Origin of the sequence: Roseibium sediminis (genome assembly GCF_008711325.1) — a bacterium.
Taxonomy (GTDB): Bacteria; Pseudomonadota; Alphaproteobacteria; order Rhizobiales; family Stappiaceae; genus Roseibium; species Roseibium sediminis.
Genome location: NZ_VXDB01000011.1, coordinates 83,220 through 105,721 on the forward strand (window position 1 = coordinate 83,220; position 22,502 = coordinate 105,721).

19 protein-coding genes are annotated in these 22,502 nt (G+C 57.0%); 12 read left to right on the top strand and 7 right to left on the bottom strand.

All coding sequences use genetic code 11. The features are described from left to right. Window positions 1-16 precede the first annotated feature (16 nt). On the top strand, window positions 17-724 hold the full coding sequence (locus F0155_RS12700) for a response regulator (protein ID WP_150524893.1): 708 nt from the start codon (window positions 17-19) through the stop codon (window positions 722-724). Between the two features lie 37 nt (window positions 725-761). On the opposite strand, the gene F0155_RS12705 is transcribed toward F0155_RS12700, so the two are convergent. Both F0155_RS12705 and F0155_RS12710 read right to left on the bottom strand, forming a co-directional pair. Next, the gene (locus F0155_RS12705) at window positions 762-2,123 is read right to left on the bottom strand and encodes an ATP-binding response regulator (RefSeq protein ID WP_150524894.1); all 1,362 of its coding nucleotides are present in this window, start codon (window positions 2,121-2,123) and stop codon (window positions 762-764) included. Then, a complete protein-coding gene (locus F0155_RS12710) occupies window positions 2,104-3,318 on the bottom strand; it encodes an FIST N-terminal domain-containing protein (protein ID WP_150524895.1) in 1,215 nt (404 codons plus the stop codon). The genes F0155_RS12705 and F0155_RS12710 overlap by 20 nt, the downstream gene beginning before the upstream one ends. A 198-nt stretch (window positions 3,319-3,516) precedes the next feature. Between F0155_RS12710 and F0155_RS12715 the strand changes: the two genes are divergently transcribed. From F0155_RS12715 to F0155_RS12740, 6 genes are all read left to right on the top strand, one after another. Then, a complete protein-coding gene (locus F0155_RS12715; RefSeq protein WP_150524896.1) occupies window positions 3,517-4,197 on the top strand; it encodes an SRPBCC family protein in 681 nt (226 codons plus the stop codon). Between the two features lie 91 nt (window positions 4,198-4,288). Further along, window positions 4,289-4,780, top strand: coding sequence for a (2Fe-2S)-binding protein (locus F0155_RS12720; protein WP_150524897.1), 492 nt, complete (start codon window positions 4,289-4,291; stop codon window positions 4,778-4,780). A gap of 137 nt (window positions 4,781-4,917) precedes the next feature. After that, the gene (locus F0155_RS12725; RefSeq protein WP_150524898.1) at window positions 4,918-7,281 is read left to right on the top strand and encodes a xanthine dehydrogenase family protein molybdopterin-binding subunit; all 2,364 of its coding nucleotides are present in this window, start codon (window positions 4,918-4,920) and stop codon (window positions 7,279-7,281) included. A gap of 100 nt (window positions 7,282-7,381) precedes the next feature. After that, window positions 7,382-8,182: an FAD binding domain-containing protein gene (locus F0155_RS12730; RefSeq protein WP_150524899.1), complete on the top strand. Its 801-nt coding sequence runs from the start codon at window positions 7,382-7,384 to the stop codon at window positions 8,180-8,182. A gap of 233 nt (window positions 8,183-8,415) precedes the next feature. Further along, window positions 8,416-10,164, top strand: a complete 1,749-nt coding sequence (locus F0155_RS12735; protein WP_150524900.1) for a type I secretion system permease/ATPase — start codon at window positions 8,416-8,418, stop codon at window positions 10,162-10,164. Continuing rightward, entirely contained in the window at window positions 10,161-11,492 is a 1,332-nt protein-coding gene (locus F0155_RS12740) for an HlyD family type I secretion periplasmic adaptor subunit (RefSeq protein WP_244303511.1), read from the top strand. The genes F0155_RS12735 and F0155_RS12740 overlap by 4 nt, the downstream gene beginning before the upstream one ends. A gap of 111 nt (window positions 11,493-11,603) precedes the next feature. Here the strand turns inward: F0155_RS12740 and F0155_RS12745 are convergent, their stop codons facing one another. Genes F0155_RS12745 through F0155_RS12765 form a run of 5 tightly spaced genes read right to left on the bottom strand, consistent with a single transcriptional unit; the run spans window position 11,604 to window position 17,086 of the window. Further along, window positions 11,604-12,809: a molybdopterin molybdotransferase MoeA gene (locus F0155_RS12745; protein ID WP_150524901.1), complete on the bottom strand. Its 1,206-nt coding sequence runs from the start codon at window positions 12,807-12,809 to the stop codon at window positions 11,604-11,606. Window positions 12,810-12,812: 3 nt separating this feature from the next. Then, complete coding sequence (gene moaC, locus F0155_RS12750) at window positions 12,813-13,328, bottom strand: cyclic pyranopterin monophosphate synthase MoaC (RefSeq protein ID WP_150524902.1); 516 nt, start codon at window positions 13,326-13,328, stop codon at window positions 12,813-12,815. Between the two features lie 3 nt (window positions 13,329-13,331). After that, entirely contained in the window at window positions 13,332-14,144 is an 813-nt protein-coding gene (trpC, locus tag F0155_RS12755; protein WP_150524903.1) for an indole-3-glycerol phosphate synthase TrpC, read from the bottom strand. A gap of 3 nt (window positions 14,145-14,147) precedes the next feature. Further along, window positions 14,148-15,158, bottom strand: coding sequence for an anthranilate phosphoribosyltransferase (gene trpD / locus F0155_RS12760; RefSeq protein ID WP_150524904.1), 1,011 nt, complete (start codon window positions 15,156-15,158; stop codon window positions 14,148-14,150). A gap of 26 nt (window positions 15,159-15,184) precedes the next feature. After that, the gene (locus F0155_RS12765; RefSeq protein ID WP_150524905.1) at window positions 15,185-17,086 is read right to left on the bottom strand and encodes a SurA N-terminal domain-containing protein; all 1,902 of its coding nucleotides are present in this window, start codon (window positions 17,084-17,086) and stop codon (window positions 15,185-15,187) included. A 230-nt stretch (window positions 17,087-17,316) separates the two neighbouring features. Here F0155_RS12765 and tpiA point away from each other — a divergent pair, with 230 nt between their 5' ends. The 5 genes from tpiA to F0155_RS12790 all read left to right on the top strand — a co-directional run bounded on the left by tpiA (window position 17,317) and on the right by F0155_RS12790 (window position 22,496). Further along, the gene (gene tpiA, locus F0155_RS12770) at window positions 17,317-18,075 is read left to right on the top strand and encodes a triose-phosphate isomerase (protein WP_150524906.1); all 759 of its coding nucleotides are present in this window, start codon (window positions 17,317-17,319) and stop codon (window positions 18,073-18,075) included. Window positions 18,076-18,178: 103 nt separating this feature from the next. Beyond that, window positions 18,179-18,553, top strand: a complete 375-nt coding sequence (gene secG, locus F0155_RS12775; RefSeq protein WP_150524907.1) for a preprotein translocase subunit SecG — start codon at window positions 18,179-18,181, stop codon at window positions 18,551-18,553. Between the two features lie 132 nt (window positions 18,554-18,685). Continuing rightward, window positions 18,686-20,314 (top strand): CTP synthase, encoded by a 1,629-nt coding sequence (locus F0155_RS12780; RefSeq protein ID WP_150524908.1) that lies wholly within the window; start codon window positions 18,686-18,688, stop codon window positions 20,312-20,314. Window positions 20,315-20,352: 38 nt separating this feature from the next. Next, a complete protein-coding gene (locus F0155_RS12785) occupies window positions 20,353-21,171 on the top strand; it encodes a VOC family protein (protein ID WP_150524909.1) in 819 nt (272 codons plus the stop codon). Between the two features lie 170 nt (window positions 21,172-21,341). Then, complete coding sequence (locus F0155_RS12790) at window positions 21,342-22,496, top strand: efflux RND transporter periplasmic adaptor subunit (protein WP_150524910.1); 1,155 nt, start codon at window positions 21,342-21,344, stop codon at window positions 22,494-22,496. Window positions 22,497-22,502: the final 6 nt, after the last annotated feature.

The window sequence follows — 22,502 nt, forward strand, 5'->3', positions numbered from 1 at the left end:
TGGAAGGCCGTTATTCATGCTCGCAGAGACAGTTGCCATGGCGAAATTCCTGATTATTGATGATCATCCATTGTTTCGCGAGGCACTGCACAGTGCTGTGGAATTGGCCTATCCGGAATCCGACACTCAGGACGCAGCCTCGCTGGACGAGGCTTGCAGTTTCCTGACGAAAGACAACAGCTACGATCTTGCCTTGCTTGACCTCTCCATTCCCGGTGTTCGCGGGATGGAAGGTCTCTTGCATTTGCGTACCCACTTTCCGCGGCTGCCTGTCGTTGTCGTCTCGGGAAATGACGATCCACGAATCGTCTCTCAGGTTTTGGCCTACGGGGCTGCAGGCTTCATTCCCAAGTCGTCCAAGAAAGCAGTGCTTGCCGACGCAATCCAGCACGTCATGAGTGGGGCGGTCTATATTCCTGAGGAGTTGAGCGACGCGGGAGAAAGTCTCGACGAAAAAACACGCGAAATGATCCAGCGTGTCGCCAGTCTGACGCCGCAGCAGATGAAGGTTCTCAAGATGATCTGTGACGGTCTGCTCAACAAGCAGATCGCCTATGAACTCAGCGTCGGTGAGACCACCGTAAAGGCGCATGTTTCGGAGATCCTGCGCAAACTGAATGTCTTCAGCCGGACACAGGCCGTCATCGAAATCAGCAAGCTGGAAGCCATCGGCGCTATCGAACCGGTGCTGGGCGAACCAACAAGTGATGCGCCCGGCGCTTAGGCACCACGCCTGATACCCGGACAAGGCAATTCAACACTCACGTGCTTCGGCTCTGGATGAGGTGGCTCATCAACGCGCGCAACTGCGCAGGCTTGACTGGTTTCGACATATACTCATGCCCCAATTCGTCGACGCGGGCTTGAACGGCTTTCGAGGTGTCGGCGGTCGCCAGTATCGCGGGAACATCATGCGGAAGATGGTTCCTCAAGGCAGCCAGCGTTTCGGTGCCCAGATCGCCATCGTCCAGATGATGGTCCGCTATGATCAGTTCCGGCAGCCATTCGCTGGACGCCACGGCTTCAATAGCGCGTTCCTTGTTTGGGACGATGCGGCAGTCGATCTCCCAGTTGTTCATGAGCAGCGACATGGCTTCAATAACCGCCGGGTCGTTCTCGATGACCAGAACCCGCTTTCCGGACAGGGACCCGTCGCGCAGGACAGGCTGCGCCGGGCGGCTAAACTGGCAGGGCGCAGGTGGGGGCGCATCCGGCACGACAGGGACTTCAATTCGAAATGTGCTGCCACGTCCGGGTTCCGAGGTCACCGTCATGGAGTGATCGAGCGCAGTGACCAGTCGCCGGACAATGGACAGGCCAAGGCCAAGCGCGCACTCATTGTCTGCGACAGCTGCCTTTCCGTGACTGCCCCTGTGAAATTCTTCGAAGATTGTTTCCAGTTGGTCTTCCTGAATTCCGCAGCCTGTGTCGATCACCTCAAGTGACAGTCCATCACCGGAACGGCGCGTCCCGATCAAAATGCCGCCTTTCTCGGTATAGCGAATGGCGTTGGAAATGAGATTTTGCAGCGCGCGTCGCAACATGGACCGGTCTGTCAGAACAGATTCACTTGCAATGGATATGCGCAGCTTCAAACCCTTGCGCTCGGCGATCGGACGAAGGTCCGACAACAGGCTTTCGATCAGATGCGGTAGATAAACCGGGGTGAAGTTTGGCTTGGTGACACCCGCATCCAGTCGAGAGATATCGAGCAGGGTCCGAAGCAGCTCGTTCATTGTGTCGAGCGACCGTTCCACCTGTTGCACCATGGAACGGGCGGCATCTGTCTGCTGAAGGTCGTAGAGCGAGGATATCGTCAGCTGCGCGGCATTGAGCGGCTGCAGGATGTCATGGCTCGCCGCAGCCAGAAAGCGGGTCTTGGACTGGTTAGCACGCTCCGAAATTTCCTTTTGCCGCGCCAATTCGCAGTTGGCTTCTTCCAGCGAATGCAACGTACTCGTCAATTCATCGGTGCGACGGCGAACCTGCCCCTCAAGCGATATGGCTGTCTGAAAGAGTGAAAATGCGTTTCTCTGCTGGTCGATGGCCAGCTCGACACGATTGACCAGTGCATCATTGATCCGTTTCAGACGTTCAATGTCATCAATCTCTGCCAGGCTCATGGGGATCTCCGCTCTCAACGGCAGGGCCGAAAGCGATGCCGGTGAAAGTCTGGTTCAGGTGCATTGAGTGATATTGTTCGCCATAGGTGTTGAAGCCTATGACGTTGTTTTCGCGATAAAGGCTTTGAATTCTCTGGGTCGCCTGACGGTTCTGGGCGTCAATCCGGCGCAGCACACAATCAAAGCCGAGAACAAAATCGATGTCGCCGAGGTCTTCACGAACGGCGTCAAAGGCAACCTTCGTTGTCCGCGTCATGCCCTCGGGTTCCGCTACTGTCAGAACGATTCCGTCGTCAATTGCGCAGAAGAAAGAGAGCGAGCCGTCTGGGTTCACCTTCTGGACGGACCGGCAATAATATTCGCCGCCAACGCGCACAACGAGCGGATGCGAGGCAAAGCTCATCGGTGACAGCTCGCCGGGGGGCATGCCGATCACGCGCGCATATTCGCTGGCAGCCTCGGCGGCATTGAATTCGTGGATGATGCGCCGTTCCGGATCGGACTTGGTGACCACCAGCTTTCGGTCGGTCGGAACGAAGTTGTCCGTCTTGAAAATGCGAAACGGCACCTCGGTGCGTACGAGGATCAGCAAGGCGCAGTCGTTTCCGATCTCTCCATTCAGGATCAGGGAAGTTTCTGCAAACCGCATGTCATCGCCAGCGGACCCGCCAAGCAACGGAATTTCCTCAAGTGCCCAGTGAAAAGCCGCGGTAACCGTTTCCTCCGCAACTGACAGGCCATCAATGAGGCTGAGGGCAAAGGTCTCCGTACTTCCGGAACGGGATTGGGTTGCCGAAGTGCCTGCCTCTTGAAGAAACTTCTTTTTCGCCTCTGTTACCAAAGATACGATTCGGTCGAAGCCAATTGTTCGAAGGTCTGGAATGCGAACGGTAGAAAAAGAAAACTCATCCCGGGGGAAGAGGATGGCAACCAAGCCACCGAAGGTCACCTCCGCTCCGCCGATTTCTCCGGCCGTCGAACAGGCTGCGTATTGAAGGGTTGGTGCGTTACGCGCCAGTCCGTCCCGGATGTCTTCGGGGGTGAAATGGGTCTGGGAGAAAAAAACCAGGCCAAAGCCGTAGCGCCCGGACGCATGTGCAGCAGCCAGGTCGTTCCAGAATTTGCTATCCTCCAACCGGTCCGTTGCCAACGAGATGACACCGCACCGGAAGCGCATGCCGCCAATGGGCTGCATATTTTCCTCCCAAACGCGGTTACCGCTAATGTCGCAGTTTTCCGCGCCTCAAGGAATTTGTACCCTTGCGATGAAAAAATTGCAAAGTTTGACGACCCGTCCAAAAGTACAGTGTACATATGGTCCGGGCTGCTCTTTCCTGATGGGTAATTAAAAATAGGCGTGCCATCTGAATCGGCACGCAGAGGAGGATTCACGATGGACATGGAGGGCACCTACCGGATCCCCGCGTCTCGCGAAACGGTCTGGCAGGCACTGAATGATCCGGAAGTCTTGAAGGCTTGCATCCCCGGTTGCGAATCCCTGGAAATGACCAGCCCCACCGAAATGACGGCGGCTGTGACATCCAAGATCGGACCGGTGAAAGCCAAGTTCAAAGGCGCTGTCACCCTTGAGAACATCAACGCTCCCGAAAGCTACACCATCGTGGGTGAAGGCAAGGGCGGTGTGGCCGGATTTGCCAAGGGATCAGCGGATGTTTCGCTGGCCGAGGACGGCAGCGAAACAGTTCTCACTTACACCGCCAAGGCGCAGGTTGGCGGCAAGCTCGCACAGCTTGGCAGCCGCCTGATTGATTCCACTGCCAAGAAAATGGCCGACGAGTTTTTTGGAAAGTTTTCCGAAACAGTTGGCGGTCCATCCTCCACGGATGATCTGGATGCAGGCGTGGTTGAAGAGGCCAAGCGCATTGCACTGGAAGATGCGCCTTCGGCAGCCGTACACGCTGTTGAAGCGGTAGAACACGCTGCGGAAGAAGCGGTTCACAAGGTGGAGGAAAAAGTCGAACAGGCCGCCGAACGCGGCGCCTTTGGTGGACCGATGGTCTGGGGGCTTCTTGCTCTCGGCGCCGTTGTCGTCATTTTGGCACTGATGAGCTGAAAGGTTTGAACCTTCTGCAATTATAGTCATATTTAACAGGAAGGCATACATGGCAGGGTTGTAACTGCCAGACCTTGGGAGAGGAGGATTTATGTCTCAGATATCTATGGTGGTGAATGGCAAGCGCGTGAGCGGTACGGTGGAGGATCGTACCCTGCTTGTGTCGTTCATTCGCGAAAATCAGGGCCTTACAGGGACCCATGTTGGATGTGATACGTCGCAATGCGGCGCATGTGTCGTCCATGTCGATGGCAAGGCCGTAAAGTCCTGCACCATGTTGGCCGTTCAGGCCAATGGCAGCGAAGTGACAACCCTTGAAGGGGTTGCATCGGGCGGTGAGCTGCATCCTGTTCAGGCCGCGTTCCGTGAACACCACGGTTTGCAGTGCGGTTTCTGTACTCCGGGCATGATCATGTCCGCAATCGACATGATCAATCGTCACGGTGCGGGCAACCTCGACGAGGCAACCATCCGCCACGAGCTGGAAGGCAACATCTGCCGCTGCACCGGCTATCAGAACATCGTCAAGGCGATCAAGGCAGCATCCGATCAAATGGCAGGCATGGCTCAGGCTGCGGAATAACGTTACGCGCGCCGGTCGGTCGAATATTGGACGATCCTCTGGAGCGCAAACTCAGACAAGCGCGGCGTAGGCGAGGAGGCCTGCTCCGACAGCGCCCGGTTCAGGGTGCCTGATCAAGAGTTTTGGGAGAGAGACATATGGGCGTTGATGGAATTGGCGCACGCGTCTTGCGTAAGGAAGACAAGCGCTTCATCACCGGCAAGGGCCGGTATACTGACGACATGACAGCCCAGGGCATGGGGTATGCAGCATTTGTGCGGTCCCCGCATGCTCACGCACGGGTTAAATCGATTGATAGCAGTGCAGCCCTCGACATGCCGGGCGTTGACGCAGTGCTCACCGGTGAGCAGCTCGTCGGCGATGGTATCGGCAACCTGATTTGCGGCTGGATGATCCACTCCAAGGACGGATCCCCGATGAACATGGGTGCCTGGCGCGCCCTTGAGCCGGAAATCGTTCGCCATGTCGGTCAAGCCGTTGCTGTCGTGATTGCCGACACGCAAGCACAGGCACGGGATGCTGCCGACGCGGTTGTGGTTGATTATGAAGAGCTCGACGCAGTCGTTGATCCTGTTGCTGCAATGGAAGCAGGCGCCCCTCAGCTTCACCCGGAAGCTCCGAATAACCTGATCTATGATTGGGAAATCGGTGACGAGACAGCGACGAACGCCGCCTTCGACAATGCGGCCCATGTGACCCGCATGGAGATCTACAACAACCGTCTGGTTCCAAATCCGATGGAACCGCGTGCGGCGCTGGCGATCTACGATTCAGCCGAAGAACACCACACGCTCTACACCACATCGCAAAACCCGCATGTGGCACGTCTGGTTCTCTCCGCCTTCTACGCCATTGCGCCGGAGCACAAGCTTCGTGTGATAGCACCGGATGTTGGTGGTGGTTTCGGTTCGAAGATCTACATCTATCCTGAAGAAATGGTCTGCCTGTGGGCTTCCAAGAAGGTGGATCGTCCGGTCAAGTGGGTCTCTGATCGCACCGAGGCCTTCCTTACGGATGCCCATGGCCGCGATCACCGCTCCGTGGCTGAAATGGCGCTGGATGCGAACAACAATATCACCGGCCTTCGGGTCAAAACGGTTGCGAACCTCGGCGCCTACATGTCGCTGTTTTCCTCCTCTGTCCCGACCTACCTTTACGCAACGCTTCTGTCGGGCCAGTACAACATCCCGGCGATCCATGCGAATGTGAAGGCAGTCTATACAAACACGGTGCCGGTAGACGCCTATCGCGGAGCAGGGCGTCCGGAAGCGACCTATCTTGTTGAACGCATGATGGAAACGGCTGCGCGTGAAGTGGGCATGAGTCCAGCGGATTTCCGCCGCAAGAACTTCATCACCCAGTTCCCGCACCAGACGCCGGTCATCATGTGCTACGACGCTGGCGACTATAGCGCGACGCTGGATGCAGCCATGAACGCCATCGACTACAGCGGCTTTGCAGCTCGCAAGGCGGAAGCGGCGTCCCGTGGTAAACTGCGCGGCATCGGCATGTCCTGCTACATCGAGGCTTGCGGCATTGCGCCGTCCGCCGCAGTTGGCTCTCTGGGGGCAGGTGTTGGTCTTTGGGAATCGGCGGAAGTTCGTGTGAACCCTGTTGGCACCATCGAAGTCCTGACGGGTTCGCACAGTCATGGACAAGGACATGAAACCACCTTCGCACAGCTGATCACCGAACGCTTCGGTATTGGCAACGATCAGGTGTCCATCGTCCACGGCGACACGGACAAGGTCCAGTTCGGCATGGGGACTTACGGGTCCCGGTCCGGCGCTGTCGGCATGTCCGCCATTGTGAAGGCTCTGGACAAGGTCGAGGCAAAGGCAAAGAAGATCGCAGCTCATCTGATGGAGGCCTCTGAAGGGGACATCACCATCGAGGGCGGCGAGCTGAAAGTTGCCGGCACCGACAAGAAGCTGACCTTCACCGAAGTGGCTCTGGCGGCCTATACGGCGCACAACCTGCCTGCAGGCATGGAGCCGGGTCTGAAGGAAGGCGCGTTCTACGATCCGACGAACTTCACGTTCCCGGCTGGCACCTATATCTGCGAAGTGGAAGTCGACCCGGAAACCGGCAAGACCGAAATCATCAACTTCGTGGCAGCCGACGACTTCGGCAAGGTCATCAACCCGATGATCGTGGAAGGCCAGGTGCATGGTGGTCTGACCCAGGGTATCGGTCAGGCGCTTCTGGAAAATGCAGCCTATGACGAGACCGGTCAGCTTCTGACGGCGTCCTACATGGATTACTGCATGCCGCGTGCCGACGACCTTCCGGCGGAGTTCAAGCTCTCAACGCATGAAACCCTGTGCCCGGGCAATCCGCTCGGCATGAAAGGGTGCGGTGAAGCCGGTGCGATCGGTTCGCCTCCTGCCGTGATCAACGCGATTACGGACGCGATCGGCTCAAACGCCCTGTCCATGCCTGCAACGCCTGAAAAAGTCTGGCAGCTCTGCCGGGCTGGCATGCAGCAGGCAGCAGAATAACCGGCTGATGGCAGACGGTCTGTTCGTCTGCCATTCCAATTGGGATATCCGAACCTGAAACAGGCTTATGCGCTGTCAGGGAAAACGGGAGAGAAACAAAATGTATGAGACGACCTATCACAGAGCCGGTTCTGTGGCCGATGCGGCGGCTCTTCTGGCTAAGGCCGAAGACGCCAAGCTGCTGTCAGGCGGACAGACACTGCTACCGACCATGAAACAGCGCCTTGCAGCGCCGAGCGACCTGATCGATGTCAGCCGCATTGCCGAAATGCAGGGCATTACGGACAACGGTGCTTCAATCTCCATCGGTGCTGCAACCAAGCATGCGGATGTTGCTGGCTCAACAGTCGTGAAGCAAAAGCTTCCCGGCCTTGCCAAACTGGCTGGCGGCATCGGGGATCCGGCAGTTCGGCATATGGGTACGCTCGGCGGTTCGATTTCGAACAACGATCCGGCAGCTGACTATCCGGCAGCCCTGTTGGCGCTCGGGGCAACGATCACGACCAGCAAGCGCAGCCTGGCTGCCGACGAGTTCTTCACCGGGCTGTTTGAAACTGCTCTGGATGAAGACGAGATCGTGGTGTCTGTATCGTTCCCGGTCGCACAAAAATCCGCATACGCGAAATATCCGAACCCAGCATCGCGTTATGCCATGGCGGGGGTGTATGTTGCCAAGATGGGTGACGGATCCGTTCGCGTGGCAGTGACCGGTGCAGGACAGGGCGGTGTGTTCCGCGTACCCGAGATGGAAACGGCTCTTGCGGGCAATTTCTCTGCAAGTGCGGTTGCCGGTATTTCCGTTGGTGCAGACAACCTGTTGTCCGATATCCACGGTTCAAACGCCTATCGTGCCAATCTGGTGACGGTCATGGCCAAACGTGCCGTAGAGGCAGCGGGCTAAAACGGGTACCCAAAAGGTTCCTGTGAAGACACAACGGCCGCCATCTGGCGGCCTTTGACTTTTCTTCCCACTCGTCTATGTGTTTTGCAACGCTAATTTTGACAATTGCAGGCAAGTTTCAAGCCTGAATACACGGTTTGTTTTCATCATGTTCCTATTCTGAATAGGCGCTGTTTCTGTCTTGCAACCCAGAAACAGGACGATCGGAAAAACCGGGACAGAACTGGACACCCATGCATAACAATGCAGAGCGACATCGGCGGACTGCAGGCTCACCATCAGAAGATCCTGTAGCGCAGGCGTTTCGCCCGGTTAAATCCGCCTTTTGGGCCGTCGGCCTGTTCAGCTTCCTGATCAACATTCTCATGCTGACCGGTCCGGTCTTCATGCTGCAGGTCTATGATCGAGTTCTGGCGAGCGGATCAGTGCCGACACTGGTGGTCATCGCCGGCCTCGCAATCGTCCTGTATGCGTTCTACGGAATTCTAGAAGGTCTGCGCAGCCGTATTTTGGCCCGCATTGGCCAGCGCGTCGACGCTCGTCTGTCACCGCTGGTGTATCGACTATCCAGTCTGCTGCCCGTCCGGATGGGAAAGGCGGCGGCCCGCATTCGCCTCGTGCAGGATCTGGATGCCGTTCGAAACTTCCTGTCAGGCCCAGGGCCTGCGGCAATCTTCGATCTTCCGTGGCTTCCTTTCTATCTGGGCATCGTTTTTCTGTTCCATCCGGTTTTGGGCATGGTTGGCCTTGGGGGGGCGGTGCTTATCTGTATCCTGATCTGGCTCAACGAGTACCTGAGCCAGAAACCGGCACAGGAAGCCAACCAGCATTCAGGGCGACGCTTGGCAGATGTTGAAGCCGGTCAACGAAACTCCGAAGTCATTGCGGCCATGGGCATGGACCATGCGCTGACTCAAAAATGGGACGAGCAAAACGCCGGTTATCTGGAAACACAACGGCTGGCTTCTGACCGCACAGGGCTATTCGGAACGCTGATCAAGACCATCCGCTTTGTTCTCCAGTCTGCGATTCTCGGCGTGGGGGCCTGGCTCGCTATCAAGCAGGAAATCACTCCAGGCGTCATGATTGCGGCGTCCATCATGACTTCTCGGGCCTTGTCGCCCATCGAAGCAGCCGTTGCGCAGTGGCGCGGATTTGTAGCCTGCCGTCAGGCCCTTGTTCGTCTTCGCCAAATTCTTGGGCAAGTGGCCGGTTCGCTTGACGGCGCATCCTTCGAATTGCCGTTGCCAACACGAAAAATCGATGTTGAGCAAGTCAGTTGCGGCCCGCTTGGTGAGCCGCTTCCTTATGTCAACGGTGTCCACTTTTCGCTGGAAGCGGGCGATGGCCTCGGCATCATAGGCCCCTCCGGTTCGGGCAAGTCCACTCTTGCAAGAGCTCTTGTCGGGATTTCTCCAACCTTGCGGGGCGCTGTCCGCTATGACGGAGCCGAGATAAACCAGTTTTCGCCGGAGCGGCGGGGTGAGTTCATCGGCTATCTACCGCAGGACCTTCAGCTGTTTGACGGAACAATTGCCGATAATATCGCTCGGTTCAGACCGGACAAGTCGACAGAGAAGATCATCGAGGCGGCGGAACTGGCAGATGTGCACAAGCTGATCGTTTCCCTCCCGGAAGGGTACAACACCGTTATTGGTCGGGCAGGGCGCGCATTGTCGGCCGGGCAAAAGCAGCGCATTGCCCTAGCAAGAGCACTCTATGGCGATCCGTTTCTAGTGGTTCTGGACGAACCCAATTCCAATCTGGATGCAGAAGGTGAAGCGGCGTTGACGGCGGCCATCAAGGCCATGCGCAACAAGGGATCCATCGTGGTAGTAATCGCCCATCGACCCAGTGCCATCGCCACCGTTGACAAGATCCTGTGCCTGACGGAAGGACGGATGGCAGCCTTCGGACCTAAGGACGAAGCTCTGAAGCAGGTCGTAAAACCTGTTCCGACGACGATTGGAGCAAAGTTTTGACCCGATCTGACGAACAAAGGTCTGCGGCAGCCCATTCCATGGAGACTGTCAGCGACGCTTCCCTTCGCAAAAGCATTCGCAAACACATCCTCATTTCGTCGGTGATTGCCATTGCCATAACAGCCGGCATTGGTGGTTGGTCGGCGGTCGCCCAGATCTCGGGCGCCATCGTTTCCTCCGGAACGGTTGTGGTGGAAACCAACACGAAACAGGTCCAACACCGTGAAGGTGGGATCGTCAAGGATATCCGCGTCCAGAACGGGGACACAGTTCAGGCTGGCGATTTGCTGCTGCGGCTGGATGATACCGTCACGCGCGCAAATCTTTCGGTCATTACCAAACAGTTGCGTGAGTTGACGGCACAGGAAGCGCGTCTGGTTGCAGAACGCGATGACCTTGAAGAAATCAACTTCGACGAGAGTGTCGAAAAGGGCAATATTGAACTGGGGCAGGCGCAGCTGATGACGGCCCGACGCGAGAGCGTGGCAGGGCGCAAGAACCAGCTGGAAGAGCAAATTCGCCAGTTCGACAAGCAGATCGAAGGACTGACAGCACAGCTCCAGGCCAAGACTACCGAGATTGATCTGGTCGATGAAGAGTTGGCCGATCTGTCCGACCTGTTGACGAAGAACCTCGTTTCAAAAAGCCGTGTGACTTCCTTGCGTCGTGAACGGGCCCGCCTCCAGGGGGAGTTTGGAGAGTTCCTTTCGCAAATCGCGCGGTCCGAACAGGCGATCAGCGAGCGCCGGGTGCAGATCCTCCAGATCGAGGATAGCTACAGGGCGGAAGTGTTGGAGCAGCTGCAGAATGTCCGCTCCGAAATTGCCCGTCTGCAGGAGCAGAGAATTGCCGCCGAAGATGAACTGACGCGCGTGGATATTCGTGCACCTCAGACCGGTTACGTGCACCAGTTGGCCGTTCATACAATCGGCGGCGTTGTGGCACCGGGCGAAACCGTAATGGTCATTGTCCCTCAGGAAGACAAGCTGATCATCGAGACCCAGGTTCGGCCCGTAGATATTGACCAGCTTGCAGCTGGCCAAAAGGCGAGTGTTCGGTTCCCGAGCTTTGACCAACGCACCACCCCGGAACTCGACGCTGAACTTCTTACGGTTTCAGCCGATCTGATCGTCGACGAACGTTCGGGCGCGAGCTTCTATACCGCACGCCTGATCATTCCCGAAGATGAGCTGGAAAAGCTGGATGGAAAAGTTCTGGTGCCCGGAATGCCCGTCGAAGCGTTCATGAAAACCGGCGAGCGAACCGTCCTCAGCTATCTGGTGAAACCGGTGGTCGACCAGATTGCGCATGCCATGCGGGAGCGCTGAGCGCGACTATAGAGCACGTCTCGTATTCACTGAATCACTCGACGTGCTCTAAATATTTGATTTGGCACATTTCCTGACGGCGAACCGGTATCCACTTCGCCTGGAAATGCTTTAAAGCTTCAGGATTTTGACCGTCGCGCCTGCGTCGAGGGCGGGGGCGTGTGGTGGGCGGATAATCAGGGCACCTGAGTCCGCCAGAAGCCGCAGCATGGAACTATCCTGACGCTCGAACGGGGTAGCAACTGCACGACCGCTTTCATCGAATTCGAGCCGCGCGCGGATATAGTCCTGACGACGGTCGTTTTCTTTCAAGGCAGCGCCAAGTATGGCGTCAGTTTCATCATCGCGCGGTGCGATATCTCCAAGCATACGGGCGAGCAGCGGTTTCAGGAAAAGCAAGCTGCAGACCAGACTTGAGACCGGGTTGCCCGGCAACCCGAGAACTTTGGTTTGTCCGAGTTTACCGGCCATCAAGGGTTTTCCGGGGCGCATCGCAATACGCCAGAACGCCAGATCCATGCCCTGATCGCCCAGGACATCCTGAACAAGGTCGTGGTCCCCAACGGAGGCGCCGCCAAGGGTGACCAGAATGTCGACTTTCGCTTGGACTGCCTTTGAAACCAATCCGGCCATGACCACGGGATCATCGGGCGAAATGCCGAGATCGAGAACCTCTCCGCCACAATCTTCCACCAGACCTGCAACACCCAGATGATTAGACGCGATGATCTGGTCCGGGCCGGGATTGCCTCCGGGGCGAACGAGCTCGTCACCCGTTGCCAGAATCGCGACAACAGGTTTGCGCACAACAGGAAGCTCGGCGTGGTTCATGGCAGCGGCGAGTGCCAGGTCACGGTAATTGAGTTTCTTTCCGGCAGAGAGAAGTGTTTGTCCCTCGGAAAAATCCAGTCCGGCAGGACGCACAAAGGCACCCGCTTTTGGAGGTTCGATCACGGAAATCGAATCTTCGCTGCGGTGGGCATTCTCCTGAATAAGAATGCTGTCGCAGCCATCCGGCACAGGCGCACCGGTAAAGATCCGCACCGCTTCGCCTTTGGAAACAAAGCCCTTGAAAGAATGCCCTGCCGGAGCTTCGCCAATCACCTTGAGTTCAGCACCCGCGTGAGCGGCATCTTCAGCACGAACAGCATATCCGTCCATGGCCGAGGCAGCAAAGGGAGGCTGGGTGCGCGATGCGGTGACGTCCTGCGCAAGAATGCGGTGGTTCGCCTTTTCAAGGGGAACCATTTCGGTGTCCCGTCTATCTACGTCCTGCAACAGAAGGGCGAGCGCGTCCGCAATCGGCATCAGGCTCATGGGTCAGGTTCCCAAGCCGCCAACAGGTGCAGCGTCGTCCTTGTGCCAGTGGCCCGACTTGCCACCCTTTTTCTCTACCAGACGGATTTCACCGATTTCCATGAAACGATCGACCGCCTTGGCCATGTCATAGACCGTGAGGCAGGCAATGCTGCATGCGGTGAGCGCTTCCATTTCGACCCCGGTCTGCCCGCTGACCTTGGTTGTCGCCAGCACGCGAATGCCCGGCAGGGACTCATCGACTTCCAGATCGATCGATACCTTGCTCAGCATCAGGGGATGGCAAAGCGGAATAAGCTCGTGCGTCTTTTTGGCAGCCATGATCCCGGCAAGGCGGGCAGTGCCCAAAACATCACCCTTTTTGGCATTGCCGGACTGAATAAGCGCCAGCGTCTCCGGCAACATCTTGATGCGGCCTTCGGCAGTCGCCACGCGGGACGTGACATCTTTTTCGGAGACGTCGACCATGTTGGCAGCGCCCGAAGAATCGATATGCGTGAGTTTCGGGTCGCCGGTCATGGGTTATTCCGCTGCAGCCGATGTCTGTTTTGCCAGCAGTGTCCGCGTTGCCGCTTCAACATCGTCCTGACGCATCAGGCTTTCGCCAATGAGGAAGGTGGAGATCCCGACCGCCGTCATGCGGGTAAGGTCAGCTGGTGTGAAGAGGCCGGATTCGCCGACAATAATCCGCTCCTGCGGGATCATGGGCGCCAGCGTCTCACTGGTTTCAAGCCGTGTCTCGAAGGTCTTCAGATTGCGGTTGTTGATGCCAAGAAGCCGTGACTTCAGCTTCAGGGCCCGTTCGAGTTCTTCCGCGTCATGAACTTCCAGAAGAACATCCATGCCGAGCTCGAAGGCCGTCTCTTCCAACGCCTGTGCAGTCGCATCGTCCACTGCAGCGAGAATGATCAGGATGCAATCCGCACCCCAGGCACGAGCTTCGTAGACCTGATAGGTCTCATAAAGAAAGTCCTTGCGCAGGGCAGGAAGCGAAACCGCATCACGCGCTGCCCCAAGAAACTCCGGCTTTCCCTGAAAGGACGGAGTATCCGTCAGAACCGACAAGCAGGCGGCACCACCAGCTTCATAGGCGCGAGCGAGCGCGGGTGGATCGAAATCCGCACGGATCAGGCCCTTCGACGGGCTGGCCTTCTTGATTTCGGCTATCAGCGCATAGTCACCGGCAGCAAGCTTGGCCTCGATCGCCTTTTGAAACCCGCGGCAGGGAGCAATATCCAAGATACGCGCCTTGAGGTCTTCAAGGGAAACATTCGCCTTTGCAGCTGCGATTTCCTCGCGCTTGTAGGCTTCGATTTTCTTCAGGATATCAGCCATGTCTTATCCGTTGGAAATGGAAACAAGACGCGAAAGCCGATTGGCGGCAGCGCCACTATCAATTGAGTCGGCAGCCTTCGTGATCCCGTCATTCAGATTGTCGACGACACCTGCAACAATCAGAGAGGCAGCTGCGTTGAAAAGGACAACATCCCGGTAGGCGCTTGGTTCGCCAGCGAGAACCTTTCGAAGGGCAGCAGCGTTTTCTGCGGGCTGACCACCTTTAAGGTCCGCCATTGTCGCACGCGGCAAGCCAACGTCTTCCGGTGTCAGTTCGAAGGAACGGGTCTCACCGTTTTTCACCTCGGTCACGAAGGTGGTGCCGGTCGTTGTGATCTCGTCCATGCCATCGCCATGGACAACCCAGACATGCTCGGAGCCGAGGTTCTTGAGCGCCTCGGCAACCGGCTTGATCCACTTGGGAGCAAACACGCCAACCATCTGCCGCTTCACACCAGCCGGATTGGACAGGGGGCCTAGCAGGTTGAAAATGGTACGTGTGCCAAGTTCCATGCGGGTCGGGCCAACATGTTTCATGGCCGCGTGATGAAGCGGGGCAAACATGAAACCGATATCGGCGCCCGAGATGCACTGGGAAATCTTGTCCGGGCCAATGTCGATATTGATGCCAAGTTCGGCCAGCGCCTCTGCCGAGCCCGATTTCGAGGACAGAGACCGATTGCCGTGCTTGGCAACAGGAACGCCGCAGCCAGCCACGACAAGCGCAGTACAGGTGGAAATATTGTAGCTGCCAGAATTGTCACCGCCCGTGCCAACGATGTCGATGGCACTGGCGGGAGCAGAGACAGTCAGCATCTTGTCGCGCATCGTCGCCACAGCACCCGTAACTTCGTCCACGGTTTCACCGCGAACGCGCAGGGCCATGAGGAACCCACCCAACTGGGAAGGAGTGGCTGAACCGGACAAGATGATGTCGAACGCTTCACGCGCTTCCTGTCTGTTCAGGGAATGCCCGTCGGCAACCTTGGCAATATACTCTTTGAACGTAGTCATCGACGGGACGGTACCTTTCGTCTCGGTTAGTTCTGGCCGGTGTTGTTCAGGCCAAGGACGCGTGCAATTGCACCATCATTGACCTCAACGCCAGCGCTGGCCTCGATACCGGCAACATACTGGTTGAGGAGACTATCCTGCATCTGGGAGGAGAGCTGTCCAGCCAATGCCTGAATTTCCTGCTCTTCGGCAAAGAAAGCAGGCACGATGACCTTGTCGACACGGGCAACTGCACGAGCTGGGCTCTCTGCACCGTCCACGGCAGCCACATGACCCTCAGGCCCTTCAAACAGGCTTGCAAGGCCGCTGCGGGTCACGGCTACAGAAACCGAGTTGCGCTTGACGCCTTCAGACTTTTGAACCGTGAGACCGGCTTCCGTTGCAATGGCATCAAGAGTTTCACCCTTGCGAACGCGTTCGGCGTAGGCATCGGCCGTTTCCTGAATGCGCTTGGCCATCTCAGCGACCTTCCAGGCATCGATGGCTTTTTCACGAACTTCATCAAGTTCGCGATCCCGCGCCGGAATGACTTCGGTAACTTCGTACCAGAGGAATCCACGCGTACCGAGTGGGAGGGGATCATTCTCAACGCCGATATCAGACGAGAAGGTTCCCGAAATCAGATCGGCAACATCGGGAAGATCAACGAGAGCTTCATCGGCATTCTTGCCTGCACGGTCAAAGGCTTCCGGGGAGGTTGTCGTCAACTGGAAACGTTCTGCAACTTCGGCAAGAAGCGCACCGCCTGCACGGGCATCTTCGATCTCGTCCAGAAGGTCGAGAACCTCACGTTCTGCCTGTTCCGCTGCAAGGGAGGTTTTGATTTCCGCCTTCACCTCTTCGAACGGCTTGGTGGATTCTGGCTGAATTTCGGTGACATTGACGATGACAGTCGAGAAGCGACCATCAATAGCCCCACTCGTTTCACCAACGCCGAGAGTAAAGGCAGCGTCTCCAACAGCAGAATCAAGGAACCCGTCCTTGGCCAAGAGGCCTAGATTGACATCGTTGTCTGTCAGGTTGCGCTCGGCCATCAGGGCCTCAAACGTCATGCCTTCCTTGATCTTCTGGGCAGCAGCGTTGGCTTCGTCTGCATTTTGAAACACAATCTGACGGGCACGGCGGCGCTCTGCCTGATAATAGCGATCGGTGTCACGGGCATATTCTTCACGGGCCATCTCATCGGAAATGTCATCGGGACGGGCCAACGAAGTGGGTGACAGTTCGAGAAGCGTGAGCTTGCGGAATTCGGGAGCCTTGAAGTTGGCCTTGTTCTCTTCGAAGTAGCTGTCCAGAGTTGCCTGATCCGGATCTGCGATTTCGCCAATCTGCGACGGCGTGATCACGATCAGGCTGAGATCGCGAGTTTCATTCTGATAGGCGTGCAGGACTTCCAGATAGGTTGTCGGCGCATTCATCGCGCCTGAGACACCCTGTGCAAGCTGCTGGCGCTCGATCAGTTTGCGTTGCTCGACAACATATTCGTCTTCGCTCATGCCGATATTGCGCAGCACCTGTGCAAGCTGTGCCCGATCATATCCACCGCCGGGGCGCTGGAAGGCGGGATCATTTTGAATGACAGTCGCCAAGCGGGAATCAGACACACCGAGATTGAGCTGGCTGCTGGTATCGTTCAGTGCCGCTTCGGCCAAAAGGCGGCCGAGCGTCTGCTGAGGAATGCCTAGCTGAGCGCCTTCAGTGGTAGAGAGCGGGCGGCCGACCTGCTGGCCAAAACGGTTCAGATCCTGCCGATAGGCCCGGTCGAAAGTCAGCGTTGAAATTTCGGTTTCGCCAACCTTGGCCGCCACATTCTGCCCAAAACCGGTAAACACGTCAGCGACGCCCCAGACGGCAAAGCTGAATACCAGAAGGGCAATGAATATCTTGGCAACCCAGGTGCCGGCGCCCTTGCGCAACGCGTCGAGCATGTTGTCTCCCGTCTTTCTTCTTCTGTCGGGCCAATGGTTCGGCGCAAAGTGCTACCGCCCCCTGCCAGTTATGGCAAAGCGCGCGGATCATAATGAGACGAGGGCAGGGGAGCAAGTGACAGAGGGCAAACTCTTTTCGCCATTTGCCGCTTGCGGAATTGCAAGTCGCGCGCAGTTTTGCTCTAACCTCGGTCCGGTTCAATTTTTCACGATGTGGGACGACGCGGGCAATGACACATACAGTAAAGCCACTGGTAGCCGGAAACTGGAAGATGAATGGGGTGCGGAGCTCGCTTGCGGAGTTCGCCAACATCACCTCCGGAGTGTCCAGCGCGCTCGCTTCCAAGGTGGATACGATGATCTGCCCGCCTGCGACGCTTACTTATCTTTTTGCGGTCGGGGCCGTTGGAACATCTATTGCCGTTGGCGCACAGGATTGTCACACAGCTGACAAGGGTGCTCACACCGGCGATTTATCCGCAGGAATGCTGGCCGATGCCGGGGCTACGGCTATCATCGTCGGGCATTCGGAGCGCCGTGCGGATCATGGCGAGACAGATGCAGTTGTAAATTCCAAGGCAAAGGCTGCTTGGGCGTCAAACACGATTGCCGTCATCTGTGTTGGTGAAACGGAAGCCGAACGCAAGGCAGGCAAGGCGGTGGAAATAGTCGCCGGTCAGCTTGCTGAGTCTGTTCCCGACGGTGCGGATGCTCAAAACACCGTCATCGCTTATGAGCCGGTATGGGCAATCGGAACCGGTTTGACGCCGACGCCAGCAGACGTCGCTGAAATCCATACCGCCATTCGCAGCAAACTTGTGGATCGTTTTGGCGATGCCGGAAACAAGATGCGGATTCTCTATGGTGGCTCGGTGAAGCCCTCCAATGCTGCAGAGCTTATGGCTGTGGAGAACGTGAACGGTGCACTCGTAGGCGGCGCAAGCCTCAAGGCAGAGGACTTTTTGGGCATCCTCAAGGCCTACGCTTGAGCCTACTTGATCACAGCCTAGAGAAAACCCACATTTGCGGGTGGTCAGCAGCGCTTTCGTGGTGTAGAACCCCGCAAACTTCAGCAATAAGATATGGTATTCGATGGAAACCGTAGTCATCGTCATTCATCTGATGATTGTCCTCGCGCTCGTGCTTGTGGTGCTCTTGCAGCGGTCTGAGGGCGGAGCTCTTGGTATTGGTGGAGGCGGCGGTGGCGGCCTCATGTCGGCTCGTGGAACGGCAAACGTTCTGACACGGGCGACGGCGATTCTCGCAGTCGCTTTCTTTTCGACATCGCTGATCCTCAGCCTGATTGCCAAGAACGAAGATCGTCCGTCCTCGATTCTCGACGCCACCACTCCGGCGGCAACCGAGAGCGCCCCGGCAACGACTGAAGGCGAATCGGGTGGCGGAATTCTCGACACTCTGAAGCAACAGAGCCAGCCGACAGGTCCCCAGGTTCCCTCTGCACAATAAAATGCAGCGGTCCTAATTGAGCTGAACTGACGGAAATACGGCCCTGCGGGCTCCTCGCAGGGCATTTTTCTTGTTCCTAATGAAAACTCCCGAGTGGTCAATCGGCCCTCGGCAAGGATATGGTATTGCTCCATGGCGCGATACATCTTCATCACTGGCGGCGTGGTTTCCTCGCTTGGCAAAGGTCTGGCATCCGCAGCACTTGGAGCGTTGCTCCAGGCGCGTGGCTACAAGGTTCGTCTTCGTAAGCTCGACCCCTATTTGAACGTCGATCCGGGCACCATGAGCCCGTATCAGCACGGTGAGTGTTTTGTGACCGATGACGGGGCGGAGACCGACCTCGACCTTGGCCACTACGAACGCTTCACCGGCCGTCCTGCAAACCAGCAGGACAACATCACCACCGGGCGCATTTATCAGGACATCATCGCCAAGGAACGGCGCGGAGACTATCTCGGCGGTACGGTTCAGGTGATTCCGCACGTGACCGATGCGATCAAGAATTTCGTTCTGGACGGCAACGAGGACTATGATTTCGTTCTCGTAGAAATCGGCGGGACGGTTGGCGACATCGAGGGGCTACCGTTCTTCGAGGCCATTCGCCAGCTTGGCAATGATCTGCCGCGCGGCGAAGCGATCTACATTCACTTGACCCTGATGCCCTATATCGCAGCGGCAGGTGAAATGAAGACTAAGCCGACCCAGCACTCTGTGAAGGAACTGCGCTCGATCGGTATTCAGCCAGATATTCTGATGGTCCGCTGTGACCGTCCGATCCCGGACAACGAAAAGCGCAAGCTCTCCCTGTTCTGTAATGTTCGCGAAACCGCTGTCATTCCAGCCTATGACGTCAAGTCGATCTATGACGTGCCGATTGCCTATCACAAGGAAGGCCTGGACGACGAGGTTCTTGCAGCCTTCGGCATCAAGGGCGCACCGAGCCCGATGCTTGCGCGTTGGGAAGGCATTTCGGAAGCCGTCAACAACCCGGAAGGTGAAGTGAACATTGCCATTGTCGGCAAGTACACGGTCCTGAAGGATGCCTACAAGTCTCTCATCGAGGCTCTGGTTCATGGCGGTATCGCAAACCGGGTAAAGGTCAATCTGGAGTGGATCGAATCCGAGACCTTCGAGAAGGAAGATCCGCTTCCCTATCTGGAAGGCGTTCACGGCATTCTGGTGCCGGGCGGATTCGGCGAGCGTGGCGCAGAAGGCAAGATTGCGGCTGCACAGTTCGCACGCACACACAAGATCCCGTATTTCGGCATTTGCTTCGGTATGCAGATGGCTGTGGTCGAAGCAGCACGGAATTTGGCTGGCATCAAGGAAGCCAGTTCAACCGAGTTCGGTCCCGCGACAGAGCCTGTTGTTGGCTTGATGACCGAATGGACCAAGGGCAACGCGAAGGAAATGCGTGTTGAGGATGGTGATCTCGGCGGAACCATGCGCCTTGGTGCTTATCCGGCGGCCCTCAAGGCGGGGTCCAAAATCGCTGAAGTCTATGGTTCGACCTCGATTTCGGAGCGTCACCGGCACCGGTATGAAGTGAATATCGATTACCGGGACCGTCTTGAGAACTGCGGCCTTATATTTGCCGGCACGTCACCGGACGGCGTCCTGCCAGAAACGGTCGAGATTGCGGATCATCCGTGGTTCATCGGTGTTCAGTACCATCCGGAACTGAAATCCCGTCCGTTTGAGCCTCATCCGCTGTTTGCTTCCTTTGTGGGAGCGGCCATTCATCAGAGCCGACTGGTCTAGTCGGCTCTCGCTATTCAAAAACGGTACGGGGAGAGGCAATGGTCCGTGGTCTTGATCATGTCGTGCATGTCGTCAAAGACCTGGACGCTGCTGCCCGTTCCTATGAAGCACTTGGGTTCACGGTAACACCGACGGCTCACCATCCCTGGGGAACGTCCAACCGTCTGGTCCAGCTCGATCATTTCTTCATCGAGATATTGACCGTTCGCGATCAGACGCTGATCCCGAACCATACGGATACGGCATTTTCCTTTGGTTCCCATTGCCGCGGGTTTCTCGAAGACCGGGAAGGGGCAGCCATGCTCGTTCTCGAAAGTGGCAATCCCGATGAGGACCGCAAAGCCTTCGAGGACCTGGGTCTTGCGGTCTATGATCCGTTCTCGTTTCAACGCGAGGCGACCTTTGGTGATGGCACGAAGGCAACCGTCGGATTTGATCTGACCTTCACTTCGACGCCACAGGCTCCCGGCCTTGGCTTTTTCACCTGCTTCCATCGTTATCCGGATGTGTTCTGGCGCCGCGAGTTTCAGGCTCATCCGAATGGTGCCAACCGGATCCTTGAGCTGATCATGGTGGCAAACGATCCGTCCGACTTGCATGAATTTCTCGGTGGTTTCACTGGCCAGCGCGAGATGCGTGCCACAAGCCTCGGTCTGGAAATTGCGACGCCACGAGGGCTGATAACCGTGTTGTCCCCCGGAGCGTTTGCCGCTCTTTACGCAGATGCGGACCCCATCGTTCCGGCTGATGGCGGACCGGTTATCGCCGGTGTTGTGATAGGCAATTCGAACGGAATGGCTGAGAAATCCGTCGAAATCAGCCAAATTGCCGGGATGATGGTTGCTCGCCGCGGATAGATCCGCCGAACACCTGCAGGCAGTTCCAATTTTATACGACGATTTGCCTTTGCAAAGACACGTTCCACGCGCATGCGCAGGGTTGTTAAATCGGTCCGGGGAAGAGTAGGGTGTGCGCAAGGTAGCAACCTTGCAGTTGCTCTATAAGATCCATTCGGAGCGTCCCTTTAATGTCTATCGATCGTCTATTCATTTCCAGAAAGACAATTGTTCTATCCGGGTTCATGGCACTGGCAGTTGCCGGGTGCAACGACCAGAGCCAACAGGCAGCTCCCGCAGCTCCGCCCCCATCCGTAAGCGTTGCTGCTGCCCAGTCGAAGGACATTCGTCAAAGCGTGCAGTTTGTCGGTCAGATTGCAGCTGTCGATCAGGTCGCTTTGCTTGCACGGGTCTCCGGCTTTCTTGAAAAGAAAGTCGTCGCAGACGGCGCTGTAGTGAACGAAGGCGATTTGCTGTTCACGATCGAGAAGTCCCAGTACGAAGCGGCCCTGTCGAAAGCCAAGGCAGATCTGGCAAGCGCGAGAGCAGATGCAGCGCTCAAGGCTGCCGATGAAAAACGGGACAAGGACCTTCTGCAGAAAGGTCACGTTTCCGAGGCAGCCTATGAGGCGACCTTGGCTCAAAAGGAACAGGCGGAAGCCGCAGTTGAAGCCAGCAAGGCAGCGTTGCAGCAGGCGGAACTGAACCTCGGCTACACCGATATCAAGGCCCCGTTCCCGGGCCAGATCGGCAAAACAGCCTATAGCGTCGGCGAAGTCGTTGGGCCGAGTACGGGTGCTCTAGCGACGCTAATTCGTCAGGCCCCGGTTTACGTGAATTTCGCGGTCAGCGAATCCCAGTACCTGAACGCGGTTCAGGAACACAACATTTCGACGGCGGCCTTTGAGGCGGAAACAGCACCGGCGATCAGCCTGATCCTTCCCAATGGCCAACGGTATGGCGAAACCGGCAAGATCGTCTTCATCGACAATCGGGTCGACGCGCGCACAGGTACCGTCTCGTTCCGCGGCGAATTCGCTAATGGGGATGGTACGCTGCTACCGGGCACATATGTGTCGGTCATCCTTGAGGCCCCGCAAGAGACCAAGGCTCTGGTCATTCCGCAGGCTGCCATCCAGCGCGACCAGAAAGGCGATTTCGTCCTTGTTGTCGGCAAGGAAGAAACCGTCGAGCAGCGTTATGTGAAGCTGGGCGATCAGATTGATGGCGACTTTGTCGTAAAGGACGGGCTTCAGGATGGTGAGCGGGTCATTGTCCAGGGTCTGCAAAAGGTTCGTCCCGGTGTGCCGGTGAATGCCGTTCTTGCCGCCAAGCCGGTGGAGTAACGCCTG